The sequence below is a fragment of the Runella limosa DSM 17973 genome, assembly GCF_000482465.1.
Lineage (GTDB): Bacteria > Bacteroidota > Bacteroidia > Cytophagales > Spirosomataceae > Runella > Runella limosa.
On record NZ_AXVJ01000042.1, the window covers coordinates 79,298 to 96,168 of the forward strand.

7 protein-coding genes are annotated in these 16,871 nt (G+C 45.8%); 5 read left to right on the forward strand and 2 right to left on the reverse strand.

The genetic code is table 11. The features are described from left to right. Positions 1 to 33 precede the first annotated feature (33 nt). The 4 genes from rpoC to K339_RS0103610 all read left to right on the forward strand — a co-directional run bounded on the left by rpoC (position 34) and on the right by K339_RS0103610 (position 10,346). The gene (gene rpoC, locus K339_RS0103595; protein WP_028522389.1) at positions 34 to 4,365 is read left to right on the forward strand and encodes a DNA-directed RNA polymerase subunit beta'; all 4,332 of its coding nucleotides are present in this window, start codon (positions 34 to 36) and stop codon (positions 4,363 to 4,365) included. 138 nt (positions 4,366 to 4,503) lie between these two features. After that, on the forward strand, positions 4,504 to 6,813 hold the full coding sequence (locus K339_RS0103600; RefSeq protein WP_028522390.1) for a glycoside hydrolase family 20 protein: 2,310 nt from the start codon (positions 4,504 to 4,506) through the stop codon (positions 6,811 to 6,813). 234 nt (positions 6,814 to 7,047) lie between these two features. Further along, positions 7,048 to 9,405 carry a TonB-dependent receptor gene (locus K339_RS0103605; RefSeq protein ID WP_028522391.1) on the forward strand — a complete coding sequence of 786 codons (2,358 nt, stop codon included), beginning with the start codon at positions 7,048 to 7,050 and terminating at the stop codon, positions 9,403 to 9,405. Between the two features lie 5 nt (positions 9,406 to 9,410). Continuing rightward, complete coding sequence (locus K339_RS0103610) at positions 9,411 to 10,346, forward strand: DUF4249 domain-containing protein (protein ID WP_028522392.1); 936 nt, start codon at positions 9,411 to 9,413, stop codon at positions 10,344 to 10,346. 3 nt (positions 10,347 to 10,349) lie between these two features. On the opposite strand, the gene K339_RS0103615 is transcribed toward K339_RS0103610, so the two are convergent. Further along, entirely contained in the window at positions 10,350 to 11,807 is a 1,458-nt protein-coding gene (locus tag K339_RS0103615; RefSeq protein ID WP_028522393.1) for an ATP-binding cassette domain-containing protein, read from the reverse strand. A 74-nt stretch (positions 11,808 to 11,881) separates the two neighbouring features. Between K339_RS0103615 and K339_RS0103620 the strand changes: the two genes are divergently transcribed. Next, positions 11,882 to 13,096, forward strand: coding sequence for an acyl-CoA dehydrogenase family protein (locus tag K339_RS0103620; RefSeq protein WP_028522394.1), 1,215 nt, complete (start codon positions 11,882 to 11,884; stop codon positions 13,094 to 13,096). A 4-nt stretch (positions 13,097 to 13,100) separates the two neighbouring features. On the opposite strand, the gene K339_RS0103625 is transcribed toward K339_RS0103620, so the two are convergent. Further along, positions 13,101 to 16,844: an MFS domain-containing histidine kinase gene (locus tag K339_RS0103625; RefSeq protein WP_028522395.1), complete on the reverse strand. Its 3,744-nt coding sequence runs from the start codon at positions 16,842 to 16,844 to the stop codon at positions 13,101 to 13,103. Positions 16,845 to 16,871: the final 27 nt, after the last annotated feature.

Sequence of the window (16,871 nt, forward strand, 5' to 3'; positions counted from 1 at the left end):
TTAAACAAAAATTTCACACAAATCATATCGAAAATGTCATTCAAGAAAAACAAGAAAATCAATAGTGACTTTTCGCGGATTACCATCAGTTTGGCTTCGCCAGAGTCTATTCTGGAAAGCTCATACGGTGAAGTAACGCAACCCGAAACCATCAACTATCGGACCTATAAGCCTGAAATGGGTGGACTTTTCTGCGAGCGTATCTTCGGTCCCGTAAAAGACTGGGAATGCCACTGTGGTAAATATAAGCGTATTCGTTATAAGGGCATTATCTGTGACCGTTGTGGGGTGGAAGTAACGGAGAAAAAAGTACGTCGTGAACGTATGGGACACATCGAATTGGTGGTGCCTGTTGCTCACATTTGGTACTTCCGTAGCTTACCTAACAAAATTGGTTATTTGTTAGGCTTGTCAACCAAGAAATTGGACCAAATCATCTACTACGAACGTTACGTAGTAGTTCAACCAGGTGTGAAAGCAGAAGATGGAGTCAATAAAATGGACTTCTTGACTGAAGATGAATACTTGGATATTATGGATCGTCTTCCACGTGAAAATCAACTTCTTCCAGATACAGACCCGAACAAATTCATCGCTAAGATGGGGGCTGAAGGATTAGAGTTGTTGTTGTCACGTACGCAATTAGACGAACTTTCGTACGAGTTGCGCCACAATGCCGCAAACGATACTTCGCAACAGCGTAAAGCAGAAGCGTTGAAGCGTTTGAAAGTTGTTGAAGCACTTCGTGACGCCAATACACGCATCGAAAACCGCCCAGAATGGATGGTGATTCGGATGGTGCCAGTGATTCCACCAGAACTTCGTCCGCTTGTGCCTTTGGACGGTGGACGTTTTGCTACGTCTGACCTTAACGACCTCTACCGTCGTGTAATCATTCGTAACAACCGTTTGAAGCGTCTGATTGAAATCAAAGCGCCAGAAGTAATTTTGCGTAACGAAAAACGGATGTTGCAAGAAGCGGTTGACTCGCTATTCGACAACAGCCGTAAAGTAAACGCGGTACGCTCGGAAGGTAACCGTGCCTTGAAATCACTTTCAGATATGTTGAAAGGAAAGCAAGGTCGTTTCCGTCAGAACTTGCTCGGTAAGCGGGTTGACTACTCAGGTCGTTCGGTAATTGTGGTAGGTCCAGAACTCAAACTTCACGAGTGTGGTCTTCCCAAAGACATGGCGGCAGAGTTGTTTAAGCCGTTTATTATTCGCAAGCTGATTGAGCGTGGTATTGTTAAGACAGTAAAATCAGCCAAGAAAATCGTTGACCGCAAAGATCCTGTTGTTTGGGACATCTTGGAAAACGTATTGAAAGGCCACCCTGTATTGCTTAACCGTGCTCCTACCCTTCACCGTTTGGGTATCCAAGCCTTCCAACCTAAGTTGATTGAAGGAAAAGCGATTCAGTTGCACCCATTAGTATGTACGGCCTTCAACGCCGACTTTGACGGTGACCAGATGGCGGTACACGTACCACTAGGTCAAGAGGCTATTTTGGAAGCATCGTTGTTGATGTTGTCATCGCACAACATCTTGAACCCTGCCAACGGAGCGCCAATTACCGTACCTTCACAAGACATGGTATTGGGTCTTTATTACGTAACAAAAGGACGTAAATCGACCCCTGAAATACCTATCGCTGGAGAAGGAATGACATTCTACGGGGCTGAAGAAGTAATCATCGCCCTCAACGAAGGAAAAGTGTCTAAACACGCAAATATCAAGTGCCGTGTGACAGTTCGTAACGAGGATGGTTCGCTTGAGAAAAAATTGATTGATACGGTTGCAGGACGTCTATTGTTCAACCAGTGCGTTCCTGAATCCGTAGGATATATCAATGAATTGTTGACGAAGAAGAAACTTCAACAAATCATTGGACACGTCTTCAAGATTGCGGGTAATGCACGTTGTGCGCAATTCTTGGACGACATCAAGCAACTTGGTTTCCAAACAGCCTTCAAAGGTGGTTTGTCAATCGGTTTGGGAGATATTAAAATCCCAGATGTGAAATGGCAACTCATCGAAGGAGCGAAAGAAGAAGTTCAAGGTGTGATGGACAACTTCATGATGGGTCTTATCACTGAAAACGAGCGTTATAACCAAATTATCGACGTTTGGACACGTACCAACACGAAATTGGCCAATACGCTTTTGACCCAATTGGAGAACGACCAACAAGGCTTCAACTCCGTTTATATGATGATGCACTCGGGAGCCCGTGGTTCTCGCGAGCAGGTACGTCAGTTGGGAGGTATGCGTGGTTTGATGGCGAAACCTCAGAAAAACCTTGCTGGGGGCGTTGGAGAAATCATCGAAAACCCAATCCTTTCAAACTTTAAGGAAGGTCTCGACGTACTTGAGTACTTTATCTCTACCCACGGTGCGCGTAAAGGTTTGGCCGATACGGCCTTGAAAACAGCCGATGCGGGTTACTTGACACGTCGTTTGCACGACGTAGCTCAGGACGTGGTTGTGAACGAAGTTGACTGTGGAACATTGCGCGGTATCGAGATTTCAGCACTGAAAGACAACGAGGACATCGTTGAGCCATTGTCTGAGCGTATTTTGGGACGGGTTTCTGTACACGATGTAATGGACCCACTTTCGGGTGAGTTAATTTTGGCATCAGGCCAAGAAATCACGGAAGAAATCGCGGCTCGTATCGACGAAACTAGCATCGAAACCGTAGAAATCCGCTCAGTATTGACTTGCGAAACCCGCAGTGGGGTTTGTTCAAAATGCTACGGACGTAACTTGGCGTCGGGGCGCATGGCCGAAATCGGTGAGTCGGTGGGGGTTATTGCCTCACAGTCAATCGGTGAGCCAGGTACGCAGCTGACACTTCGTACGTTCCACGTTGGGGGTACTGCGCAAAACATCGCAGTAGAAGCCAACATCAGAGCGAAATTTGAAGGTAAGATTGAGTTTGAAGATATGCGTACCGTAGAGTCAACGGATGCCGAAGGAAATCCAGTAACGATTGTAATGGGTCGTTCGGGTGAAATTCGCATCGTCAGCGAGTCAAACGGACAGGTATTGATTGGTAATAACGTTCCTTACGGAGCGACATTGCTTGTGAAAGAAGGTGAGCGCGTTACCAAAGGCCACGAACTTTGTAACTGGGATCCTTACAACGCCGTAATCTTGTCAGAATTTAACGGTTCTGCTCAATACGAATCAATCGAAGAAGGTATCACTTTCCGCGAAGAAATCGACGAACAATCGGGCTTCCAAGAAATGGTAATCATCGAAACACGTGACCGTACCAAAAACCCAGGTATCTTGGTAAAAGGTAAGAGCCCACTCTTGACCGACGCCGATGAGAAGATTTATAACTTGCCTGTAGGTGCGCGTTTGGTAATTAAAGATGGTTCAAATGTAAAAGCAGGTCAGCCTTTGGCGAAATTGCCACGTACACTCGGTAAAACGCGTGACATTACGGGTGGTTTGCCACGGGTAACGGAATTGTTTGAAGCACGTAACCCATCTAACCCAGCGGTAGTTTCTGAAATCGACGGGGTGGTTATCTACGGAATTGTAAAACGCGGTAACCGTGAAATCAACATCGAGTCGAAAGACGGTACCCGTAAAAAATACCTTGTGCCTTTGTCGAAACACATCTTGGTGCAAGATGGTGACTACGTGAAAGCGGGTGAACCACTTTCTGATGGTGCCATTACGCCAAGCGACATCTTGTCGATCAAAGGGCCAACGGCGGTACAAGAGTACTTGGTGAACGAAATTCAGGAAGTTTACCGTCTCCAAGGGGTGAAAATCAACGATAAGCACATTGAATGTATTGTACGCCAAATGATGCAGAAAGTTGAAATCATGGAAGCTGGAGATACCAACTTCTTGGAAATGCAACCAGTAGATAAGTGGACGTTCCGCGAAGAAAACGACCGTGTTCTTGACATGAAAGTGGTAGAGGATTCGGGCGATTCTGAAAACGTGAAGCCAGGTATGTTGATTTCTGCGCGCCGTTTGCGTGACGAAAACTCTACCCTCAAGCGTCGTGACCAACGTTTGGTCGTGGCACGTGATGCGAAAGCAGCCGTTGCACAACCAACTTTGATGGGTATTACGCAAGCGTCGTTGGGTACTGAAAGCTTTATCTCTGCCGCGTCTTTCCAAGAGACGACCAAAGTGTTGAGCGAAGCGGCGGTACGCGGAAAACGCGATACGCTCGATGGCTTGAAAGAAAACGTAATTGTAGGTCACCTTATTCCAGCAGGAACGGGTGTACGTCGCTACCAGAAAAACATCATTGGTTCGAAAGAAGAACTCGAAACCGTGACCGAATCACGTGAGCGCAGCAGCTCGCGTCGTAGCAAACGTGAATTAGCAAACTAACAGGTTTCCCCGTGAGTTTATAGAAGAAAACGCCCCGACTTCGGTTGGGGCGTTTTTGTTTTCGGCCGCTTACACACTAATTTTTCGATTGCTACCGTTTTTTACTTCCTTTGTCACCCAAACGACGATTATTTACGTATGAAGAAATTACTTTTTGTTTTCTCTCTCGCTTTTCTTACTTGTACTTCACTCTGTGCTCAAGACAATAGCTACAACTTGGTGCCATTTCCTGCGCAATTCAACGGTGGAGATGGGAAATTTGTGGTCAATGGACAAACCAAAATCATTGTGACGGCCAAAGATGTGTTGTTGAAACCCATTGCACAGTCGCTGGCTAATACGCTTAAAACAGCCTCTAAATTGAATTTGGCAGTTGCACCTGCCGCCCCTCCTACTGCGACCAACACGATTTTTATTCGCTTGAACAAGGCCCTGGGCTTAGGAAACGAAGGGTATAAATTATTGGTAGGAAAAGAACGCGTAATACTTGAGTCGGCGACGCCACAAGGAGCTTTTTACGGCCTACAAACCATTCTTCAGCTGTTGCCAACCGCCGTTTTTAGCCCTACCCCCGTTGAAAACGTCGCTTGGACGATGCCCGTGTGCCAAATCCAAGACAAACCCCGTTTTGTCCACCGTGGGCTGATGCTCGACGTAGCGCGTCATTTTATGCCTGCCTCGTTCATCAAAAAATACATCGACCTTTTGGCACTCCATAAAATGAACGTATTGCACTGGCATTTGACCGATGACCAAGGCTGGCGCATTGAGATAAAGAAGTACCCTAAACTCACACAAGTGGGCTCAAAACGCAAAGAAACGCTGGTAGGGCATTATTCAGAAAATTACCCTCAGAAATACGACGGAAAAGAGTACGGAGGGTTTTATACCCAGGCCGAAATAAAGGACATTGTAAAGTATGCGCAGGCAAAATACGTGACCATTATTCCTGAAATCGAGCTGCCAGGTCACGCAACGGCGGCGTTGGCGGCTTATCCAGAGCTAGGTTGCGAGCCTTCAAAAAACTACCAAGTGGGCACAAAATGGGGGGTGATGTACGACGTGTTTTGCCCTACGGAGACAACCTTCACCTTTTTGCAGGACGTGCTGACGGAAGTAATGGCGCTTTTCCCTAGCAAGTATATACACATTGGCGGTGACGAATGCCCCAAAGACGCTTGGAAACAGAGTACCTTTTGCCAAGAATTGATAAAAAAACAGGGATTGAAAGACGAACACGAGCTGCAAAGCTACTTCATCAAGCGGATTGAGAAGTTTGTCAACTCCAAAAAGAAAAGCATTATTGGCTGGGACGAGATTTTGGAAGGTGGCGTCGCTCCCAACGCAACCGTCATGAGCTGGCGAGGCACGTCAGGTGGGATAGAAGCGGCTAAACAAAAGCACAACGTCATCATGACGCCGACAACCTACTATTACCTCGACTATTACCAAGGCAACCCTGCCAAAGAACCTTTGGCGATTGGTGGGTATTTGCCCATTGAAAAAGTATATGGTTATGACCCCGCCGATGGCTTTGATGAAGTGTCAAAAAAATACATTTTGGGGGTACAAGGAAACCTCTGGACGGAATATGTGCCTACTCCTGAGCAAGTAGAATACATGACATTTCCGAGAGCTACGGCCATTGCGGAATCGGCTTGGATGCCTTCAGGAGTCAAAAATTTTGAGGATTTTGCGATGCGTTTGAAAGAACATTTAAAACGATTAGACTACCTCAAAGTCAATTATTCAAAACGTATTTTGGACGTTCGGGCGGTGACGCAGTTCAATAACCAAGGGCAGTTACAGGTGCGTTTGGATAAATTGGACTCGGATAGCAAAACCTACTACACCACCGATGGCAATCAGCCTACGACCAGCTCCACGGAATACACCATGCCGATTACATTGGATAAAATCACGACCATCAAGGCCATTACGACCGCTGGCGCTACTTTTGAGGAAAAATTCTTTGTGCATCGTGCCAAAGGAAAACCCTACAAATACGCCAATGCTCCTGCCGACTGGGCTGACCCTGATAAAAAGAAATTGACCGATGGGCAGGTGGCTCAAAGCCCTCAAAACAGCGCGGAATGGGTACAGATTTCGGGCAAAGATTTGGAAATTACGATTGATTTGGGCGAGGTAAAACCCGTGACCAAAGTGTCGGCCAATTTCTTAAAATTGATTTTGTACAACATCTTCCCTCCTACTTCGGTGGAAATTGGCCTCTCGCGCGACGGCGAAAGTTTCAAAGAAGCGTTGTCCCAACCTGTCAACTATCAGCTAGAAGGCGGATGGCAAATTTTGCCAGTAGTTGCCGACTTCAAAACGGCACGGGCGCGGTACATTCGGGTTCGGGCTAAAAATGCAGGAAATGCCCCCGCAGGTCATCCAGAGGCAGGTCGCCCAACCACGATTTCAATGGATGAAGTAGTGGTAGATTGATAAAATAAGCTATTAGACATACCTAACAAGAAAGGCGCTGTACCCACAGCGCCTTTCTTGTTGGTGGGAGTATTCTTCCCGTTCACGCCACTTTTTTGGCACTTTGTCCCAATTTAGTCTTATTTTTTTAAACAAAAACGTAGGTTTACCTCGTTTTTATAACGAAAAAGTACAAATGTAAACTTCTTCTTTATCCATTAACAAGTAACGGTGGCTTGCCACTTATTGTCAGCTATGAAACATATCTTTAGTATTTTGTTGTGGCTTGGGATGGCCACGTGGGCGTACAGCCAAGAAAAACGAACGATTAGTGGGTACATCAAAGATGCCTCCAATGGCGAAAGTCTGATTGGGGTATCGGTGTATGTTCGGGAAATAGGGAACGGAACCGTGACCAACGACTACGGCTATTATGCCTTAAACCTGCCGACGGGTGTCTCTTACACATTGGTTTTCAATTACATTGGCTACGAAAAAGTAGAGAAAAAAGTGACGCTTACTGACGATTTAAAGCTCAGTATCGAACTCAAGGACGAAAGTGTGAAACTGCAAGAAGTCATTGTCAAAACCACCAAAGAAGACGAGAACGTCAAGAACATTGAGATGTCGGTCAACAAGGTGGAAATGAAAACCATTCGCCAAATGCCAGCCTTGCTCGGGGAAGTTGATTTGGTTAGGAGTATTCAATTGCTCCCTGGCGTGACGAGCGTGGGTGAAGGTGCAAGCGGGTTCAACGTCAGGGGAGGAAATATTGACCAAAACTTAGTCCTGCTCGACGAAGCGCCTGTTTTCAATGCTTCGCACTTATTTGGGTTTTTCTCGGTCTTTAATCCTGATGCGGTCAAAGACGTAAAACTCGTCAAAGGAGGGATTCCCGCGCAGTACGGCGGTCGTATTTCGTCGATTTTAGACGTACGTTTGAAAGAAGGAAATGCCAAAAAACGCGAAATCAACGGAGGAATTGGGACGATTTTCTCCCGCTTGAGCTACGAACAGCCTTTTGCCAAAAGCAAAGGGTCTTTCATTGTAGCAGGCCGACGCTCTTACATCGACGTGTTGGCCAAGCCATTTCTGAATGGCGATTTAAAAAATTCTCGCTTTTATTTCTATGACCTTACGGCCAAAGCCAATTATCGCATTGATGACAAAAATACGGTCTTCGCTTCAGGCTACTTCGGGCGCGATGTATTTGGGGCGGATTTTGGTTTTGAGTGGGGAAATAGAACGGCTACCGTCCGTTGGAACCACGTTTTTAATAACAAACTGTTTATGAATGCCACCGCATTCTATTCGGATTATGACTATGGTTTAGAATCGGACCGCAACAATAAGAACAAAAGCGGCGATAAGTTTAAGTGGAATTCGAGCATCACGACCTGGAGTATGAAGCCCGATTTTACGTATTACCTCACGCCCAACAATACCGTTACTTTCGGTGGACAGTACATCAATTATAGCACCAAACCAGGCACAGCGACGGCGATTTCGAGCGGAGAAGAACGAAATATTAGCTTAGACCCACGTTATGCCGACGAATCGTCTTTGTACATCGGAAATGACCAAAAAATAACCGATTGGTTGTCGTTTCAGTACGGAATTCGGTATTCGTATTTCCGAAATTTAGGCCCAGGGACGGCGTATGAGTTTTTGGAAGTGGTCAAAGGGGATCGAAAACTCCCCGTTTCGGAGAAAAAATACGAATCGGGCGTGATAAATACGTATGGTAATTGGGAGCCGCGCTTTTCGACCAAAATAGAGTTAAATCCTTCCACTTCTATCAAAGCGAGTTACAACCGAACGGCTCAGTATTTGCACTTATTGTCAAACACAGCAGCTAGTTCACCTTTGGATGTGTGGACGCTGAGTTCAAAAATTATCAAGCCTCAAATAGCCGACCAAGTGGCGTTAGGCTGGTTTCAAAACTTCCAAGAAAATATGTACGAGGCGTCATTGGAGGTGTATTACAAAAAGCTTCAAAACCAAATTGACTACGTTGCAAACTCTGAACTACTCTTAAACAGTTATTTAGAAGGAGACTTACTTTTTGGCAATGGGCGAGCGTACGGAGCGGAAGTGTACGTCAAAAAAAATCGCGGAAAGCTGACAGGTTGGGTGAGTTATACGCTGGCTCGTACCGAACGTAAAATCGAAGGTATCAACAACGACAACTGGTTTCCAGCACGCTTTGACAAGACCCATAATCTCTCAACGGTGGTGTTGTATCAACTCAACGACCGTTTGAGCTTCTCGGCCAATTTTGCCTTCAATACGGGTACGCCTGCGACTTTCCCTACTAACCGCTTTGAATGGGGAGGTTGGACGTTGCCACAAAATGTGGACAATAGCCGAAATGCGGCTCGGATTCCTTCGTACCACCGCCTCGACTTAGGAGCAACGCTCAAATCGAAGAAAAAACTGTTTGGAAAGGGCCAAGGAGAGTGGGTGTTGAGTATCTATAACGTTTATAACCGTCGTAACCCTTTCTCAATGTATGTGCGTCAAAATGAGGATAATAACCTCAAGACGGAAGCCGTTCGCTACGCGGTGATTGGCTCGGTGGTTCCTGCCATTACGTACAACTTTAAATTTTAATCGCCATGAAGAAAATAAATAACATTCCTACTTTTTTGACCTACGCGGCGGGTGTTTTATTGGCCGTAACCACTCTTACTAGCTGCCAAGACGTGGTTGACTTAGACGTAAAATCAGGCCCTCCGCAATTGGTAGTAGATGGTTGGGTGACAAACCAACAAACCAGCCAAACCATTCGCCTGACCGAATCGGCGGGGTATTTTGATAATAGCCTAGCAAAACCAGTCCTCAATGCGACTGTGACCGTTACCGACGATAAAGGAGGGGTGTTTTCTTTTGTTGACCTAAAAAAAGATGGAAACTACGTTTGGAAGCCAGTTGCGGCCAGCGACACCATTGGGCGGGTAGGACGAACCTACACGTTGCGCATCAAAATGGGAACCGAAGAATATACGGCAGTAAGTAAGCTTAATCGGGTTCCTAAAATCGACTCACTGACCTATTTCTTTGACAAATTACCCATTGCTCCAGCGGATGATGCACCTCAAGAAGGTTATACGGCGGAGTTTTTTGCCCGTGACCCAACGGGATCAGGTGACTGCTACTGGATAAAAAGCTACAAAAACGGCAAGTATTTTAATAAAACGACGGAAATCACAATTGCTTACGATGCCGCGTTTAGTCCAGGAGCCAACAGCGACGGTTTGCGCTTTATTTTGCCCATTCGTCGAGCCATTTCCCCCGAGTTTTACAAAGAAAAAGACACGGTCAAAGTAGAGCTTTACAGCATTCCGTTGGAAGGATATTATTTCTTAAATCAAGTACGAACTGAGTCGAGCAATCAGGGACTTTTTGCAACGGCTCCGTCCAATATTTACAGTAACGTAAAAAATACCAATCCAACGGGACGCAAGGCATTGGGCTTTTTTGGTGCGGCGGCAGTTAGTACGTTTACCGAGGTGATTGACGCCAAAAAAGCAAAACCCAAAGACGGAAATTAGCCTTTAGCAGACAACGCCTTCGGAAAGGCGGAGGGTTTGGGTAACGCAGCTCGGGATTTCGTAAGGATAATGAGAAACGTAAATGAGTGTTTGCTCTTGCGAATCACAAACGGCGTTGACAACCTCCTTAAAATGCTCTACGGCGGCAAAATCTAGCCCTTGGCAGGGTTCGTCTAAAATCAGCAGCGGTGGATGTTTCACCAACGCTCTGGCCAATAAAACGAGGCGTTGCTGGCCTTTAGAGAGGTTTTTAAATAATTTATCAAGCAGCGAACCCACGTTGAGCCATTCGGCAACGGCGTGGGTTTGTTGTACTTGGTCTTCTGTTAATTTTCGGAAATAAACCCCCGTAGCGTCAAAAAAGCCCGAAGCAATGGTTTTAAAAACGGTTGTTTCTTGGGGGAAATACAAATGCAGTTCGGGCGAAACGTGTCCAATTTTGTTTTTTACGTCCCACATCGACGGCCCGCCTCGTTTTAAGTCAAACAGGTCGTAGTCATTGGCAAAACGTTGAGGATTATCGGCGGTTAGAATACTCAACAGCGTCGATTTTCCTGAACCATTAGGCCCAACCAGCGCCCACTTCTCCCCTTTTTTGATTTGCCAATTGACGTTATTGAGCACTTTTTTTCCACTGTAGGTAATGGTAATATTACGCAAGTTGACCGCCAATGAAAAATTATACGTCGGAGCAATCGGGACTACTTCGCGGGGCTGAAACGTAGCTTTGTCGGTCTCCGAAAGCGATTCTTCTTCCGAAATAATTCTCCCTTCTTTCAATCGTACCACGTGGGTGACGCTTTGGGGAATTTCGACCGAGGAAGTAACCAACACAATGGTCACACCTGCTTCTTTGAGGTGCGCAAGGGCGTTTCTTAGTACCTCGCGCGAATGGACGTCCAAGCCCGAAAATGGGTTATCTAACAATAATAATTGCGGTTTTTTGAGCAACGACCGCGCCAAAAGCATCCGCCGAGTTTCGCCGTTGGACAAAGTTACAAAATGGCGGTCGAGCAGGTGGTCGATGGAAAGCAACTGGCAAGTGGCAAGTAAATCGGCTTCGCTGACCGAGTTTGGAGGAAGTACCACCGAATGGTCGTCAACGGTTCCTACGGGCTTGAGTTGGTTGGTCAGCACTTCACGAACGGTCGGCGCAACTTCTGCTTCGTGGCTATGAAAACGCTGCTGGTAATACTGTGCAGCGGATCTGATAATGCGATTGAATGAGTAATCAGACGGAACCAGTTCTGCCACTTTTGAGAGCAGCACATCGCCGTAATCGTGGGTCAATTTTCCGCGCCAAATCGGCCATTTTCCCGCCAAAACCTCTAATAATGTGGATTTCCCACTTCCATTTTCTCCGATGATGGCCCATTGTTCACCCGTTTGAATGGTGACGGAAAGGTCGGATAAAACAACGGTGTCGTAGCGACGAACAAAAGCGTTTTGGAGTGTAATCATGAACTTTGTCAAAGTTTGGGACTTTGACAAAGTTAGTAGTCTAAATACTTTATATTTGCTTAAATCTATACTTTATGGAATCACTTTTTGTTACTGAGCGCATTAAGGAGCTCCTTCCGAAAATCAAAGCCTTCATTGAGAGTGAGTTATATCCACTCGAAACCCCCGAATACCTTGCCCATGACTTTTCGCACGTTGAGCCGATTCTTCAGCAAAAACGTCAGTTGGTCAAAAAAGCAGGTTTGTGGGGGCTGCACTTGCCCGAAGAAGACGGCGGGCTAAACCTCACACTCTGCGAATTTGGGCAAATCAGCGAAGTGCTGGCTAGTTCGCCTTTTGGGCATTTTGTGTTCAATACCCAAGCGCCTGACATTGGCAACACCGAACTGATGCACAAATACGCTCCCACGCACTTGAAAGATCAGTATTTAAAGCCATTGATGGACGGCGATATTCGTAGCTGTTTTAGCATGACGGAGCCCGAATTTGCAGGGTCAAATCCTACGCGTATGGGCACGACAGCCGTCAAAGACGGGGATGATTACGTGATTAATGGCCACAAATGGTTTACCAGCAGTGCCGATGGTGCGGCCTTTGCCGTGGTGATGGCCGTTACCAACCCAGAAGCGGCTCCGCACAAACGAGCCAGCCAAATCATCGTTCCGATGGATACCCTTGGGGTAAAACTGGTTCGCAACATCCCCATCATGGGTCACGCGGGCGATAGCTGGGCAAGCCACGCGGAGATGCTCTACGAAAACGTTCGTGTTCCCCAGTCAAACCTCATTGGCGCTGAAGGAGCTGGCTTTTTGTTGGCGCAAGAACGCCTTGGGCCAGGACGTATTCACCACTGTATGCGTTTTATCGGGATTGCCGAGCGGAGTTTTGACCTCATGTGTCGTTACGCTGCTAGTCGGGAAATGGAAGAGGGCGTTTTTTTGGGTGAAAAACAATTCATCCAAGGATTTATCGCCGAAAGCAGAGCCGAAATCGACGCCGCGCGTTTGCTCGTATTGCGCACGGCCAAGCACATTGATGAGCGCGGAGCAGCGGCGGTTCGGGACGAAATTTCGATGATTAAGTTTTTTACGGCCAACATGATGCTTCGCGTGATTGATCGCGCCATTCAAACCCACGGCGGGTTGGGCATGACCAGCGATGTGCTATTGTCGTACTGGTACGCCCACGAGCGAGCAGCACGTATCTACGACGGTGCCGATGAAGTACACAAAACAGCCTTGGCAAGGGGTATTTTGAAGGGCTACGGCCTTGATACTCGCAAAAAATAAATGATTATTTTACTTCCGACAGCAGCGGACTGTGCGTGAGCGGAAGCGATAAGAAAAAGGAGGTGCCGACTCCATCTTCGGTTTCAAACCAAATATTCCCTCCAGCGTGTTCTACGCCTCGTTTGGCAATGGCCAAACCGAGGCCAGAGCCGCCTTGTTTGGTGCTAAAGTTGGGTAAAAATACCTTCGGACGAATGGGTTCGGGAATCCCGTTCCCGTTGTCCTGAACTTCAATATAGACGTTGCCTTCGTCGGTACGGAGTCGTAGCGAAATCTCAGGACGGCGCCCTTCGGGCACGGACTGAATGCCGTTGATGATGAGGTTCGTAATGATACGACCAATGAGCTGTCGATCGCCCATGACATTGACCCGTTGTACTCGAATATCCCTTTTTAGGGTAATTTTTGGGTCGTCAGAATACAAATCGGCGGCTTTGTTGAGCACCGACGAAATCTCGAATAACTCGTTTTTGGGCAGGGGCATTTTGGCAAAATCGGAGAACGACGTCGCAATGTCACTGATGTTGTCGATTTGGTCAATGAGAGACTCAAACGTCCGCCGAATTCGCTCGCTTTGGGGCATATTGGGCGGCAAATCACGCAACATCGTTCGCTGAAGTTGCTGAATCGTCAACTTCATTGGTGTCAGTGGGTTCTTAATTTCGTGCGCTACTTGCTTGGCCATTTCACGCCAAGCCGATTGTTTTTCGTTTTTGGCCAATTCTTCTTTGCTTTCGCTGAGTTTTTTGAGCATATCGTTGTACGACTTCACCAACGTCCCGATTTCGTCGTCTGATTTCCAATCCACGGGTTCGTTGAGTTGGTGTAGGTTGATGCGACGAAACTTCTGCGTCATGATTCGGAGCGGTATCGTCAAAAGGTTAGATGCCCAGTAGGATAGCACCAAAAACACCAAAAACATAATGGCAAAAACGCTCAAAATCGTCGAAATAACCTCAATAATTTGGCGGTCTAACTCGGGTTTTGAATCAAAATGAGGAATGCTAAGTACCCCCAACGGTTTACTATTGCTACTTGCTCGTACGGTCACGTAGGCCGTACGGTATTGTTTTTTACCCAACGATTCGTCCAGCAAAACCTCGTTTTCGCGGTCTTGGATAAGGTGAATGTAGGCGTCAGGGTTAATCCACTTGGACAATAGCTTACTTTCGTAAATGAGCGGTTTGGTGGTCATGTACAACGTACCGTCGTTTGAAAAGAAATTGATGTCCACGTTGGCATCACGGGCAATTTTTTCCAATTCTTCCTTCAAAGCATCTTGGCTACGTCCGCCACGTTGGTGCTCTTCCAAGTATTGAACAAAGTTGGTAGCAATGTTTTTGGTGCTGGAAAGGTACGAGCTTTCTTGGTTGTTGAAATAATTGGTACTAATGACACTCAACGTAATCAAAACAATCAAAATAAGCGGCAAGAAAAAGGCTACATTTAATAAGATTTGGATTTTGGTCGTATAACTGATTTTCAGCCGTCTGAAGCCATATTTGAGTGCATAAACGGCAATAATACAGATGACGTACAGCACCAATACCAAGTACAAAAACGAAAAATTGGAAGTCAGGCTTTTGAATGGATACGACTTTGACGACACCACCACATAGCGCTTGTTTTTGTCTCTACTTCCTACGTGTTTGTAATCGTACAAAAGGAGGCCCGTATCAAAAAGTGTGGAATCATCTAGCACCGTAAGGGGCATTTTACGGTCATAATTGTAGCTGCCCGAGCTGTACATAAGCTCTTTTTGGGCGTCATAAATAGCGTAACTATATTGTCGTGTTTCGGGAGTTGGAACAAACTTTTTGTCCATCAATAACTCTGGATACACATTCTTAGGTTGGTCTTCGCGCGGATTTAGGTTGAGCACGACCCATCCTAGCAAGAGCGAATCTTGCCGAATATCAATCAGGCTGAGGTATTGTTTTTTGAAGTTATTGACAAGGTCATTGATAAAAAACAAGGAAGGATAATTGGTCTGGTACTTCACTTGTCGATACGGGTGGGTGTAATCATCGAAGTTAAGGGCATCGAACGTATTATCAAGCGGCTGTCCGTCGGCTTTGAACGAAAGCACTTCAATGTCGTATTTGTCGAAATATTTATCTAAGTGAATACTTTTTACTTTTTGCTGAATGCGTTCGCGGGAGAGAATAGTATCACTGATAAATGTTTCCTGAATGTCCACATCTTTACTGATGGCATCTTTGGCGCGGTCGAGCAAAAACTCGCCAAAAGGGTCGTTTTCTGCGATGATTTTTTGGCCAAATTCCTTCTTGTTTGTGATGTCTTTGCGGTCTTCTTCGGTATAAACGACGTAGGTAGTCACCAACGCCCAGAAGAATGCCCCCGTAAAATAATAAATGGTGGTTCGATACCGAAACGAATAGAGAATACGAGGAAACCGCGAGAAATAAAGTACAATAAAATAAACGGCGTGAATCCATAAAACCCAGATAAGCTGGCCGCCAAAAAGCCACAAAAGCAGTACAAATACGCCACAACTCAACAAAAAAATGAGCGTTCCTTGAACGCGATTTTTCGGATTGAAGCGAATAAATAAGCTGACAAATAAATGTGTTCCAAGGAAATAAATGCTTGAAATACAGATAAATATGGCAATGCAGACAATCTTGAGGATTGAGAATGAAATGCTCAAGGTGATGTCGAGGGTAAACTGCGATTTTTCGTAGATGTTCTGTAGTTCAGAAAAACATCCGTAAAAGACCCCAAAGCTAAGAATGACAAATAGCCCAGAAAGCAGTACTTTGGGAACGCCCGAAACACGAAGTAAACTTGAGTAAATTTTGGAACGAAAATAAAAATCTGCCAAATACAACACCAATACAAAAACGACGATGGAGTTCAGCAGCAAGTCGCCCAAGGACGGAGCAATGGGTGATGACGCGTAAAATTTAGGGTTAAAAATATCGTTCTCGTAAAATACAAACGGAACCCCAAAATACAGCATTCCAAGCCGTAAGAGCATCAAATACAGGGCAAGCAAAACAAAAGCACGCTCATAATGACGCTCGCGGCTCCATCGAAGTATCCAACGGATGACGTAAATTCCCAAAAAGAAAATACACAATGCACCCCAAATAATGGTATTGACGGGAGTCGTTTGGTTATAGGTCTCAAACTTTGGAGGAGTAATTGAGAAAAGGAAATGGGTGTTGTTGTCGAGGACGTTGCTGTAAATAGGGCCCAAACGCGTCGAAATCTGCTGAGGGTCAATCGAAAATAGCTCGGTGTTGTAGCCCGACTGAAAGTAGTTGTTTTTGTTTTTATAGTGGCTGTATAAATTAATCACCGAAACGACATCAAGGCGGGTGTCATTCTGAACTAACTGCCGCCGACTGACCAGAAACTTCCCTTGTTCAAAGGTAACTAGCTGGGTTTGGGCAATTTTACGAATGGATTCGTATTCGGGAATAAAACGATAGTCGGACCAAAACACCAGTTTCCCATTTTGGAATACGTAATACGGGTATTTGGTTGGGCGACGAAAGGCGGAGAATTGACGAGAACTGTTTTGGGAGGCAATCGTTATGATTTCTCCTAATTCTTTGTGGGAGAGGTCCAGTTCTTGTTTTACGCGTTCTTTTACAGTCGAAAAATATTTTTCCTCTGATGCTCCTAATGCGCCTCTTTCAAATACAAAAAACGATAGCAATGCCAACAGAAAAGAAGCAAAGGCCAGAAAAGCAAAAATATGTCGTTTAACTTGCTGCACGAACGTTAAAGATAGGGTTTGAGTTTA

What these genes read in the sequence shown, in the direction of transcription:
- rpoC (WP_028522389.1), top strand. Translation starts at nt 34, where the DNA reads ATGTCATTCAAGAAAAACAAGAAAATCAATAGTGACTTTTCGCGGATT.
- K339_RS0103600 (WP_028522390.1), top strand. Translation starts at nt 4,504, where the DNA reads ATGAAGAAATTACTTTTTGTTTTCTCTCTCGCTTTTCTTACTTGTACT.
- K339_RS0103605 (WP_028522391.1), top strand. Translation starts at nt 7,048, where the DNA reads ATGAAACATATCTTTAGTATTTTGTTGTGGCTTGGGATGGCCACGTGG.
- K339_RS0103610 (WP_028522392.1), top strand. Translation starts at nt 9,411, where the DNA reads ATGAAGAAAATAAATAACATTCCTACTTTTTTGACCTACGCGGCGGGT.
- K339_RS0103615 (WP_028522393.1), bottom strand. Translation starts at nt 11,807, where the DNA reads ATGATTACACTCCAAAACGCTTTTGTTCGTCGCTACGACACCGTTGTT.
- K339_RS0103620 (WP_028522394.1), top strand. Translation starts at nt 11,882, where the DNA reads ATGGAATCACTTTTTGTTACTGAGCGCATTAAGGAGCTCCTTCCGAAA.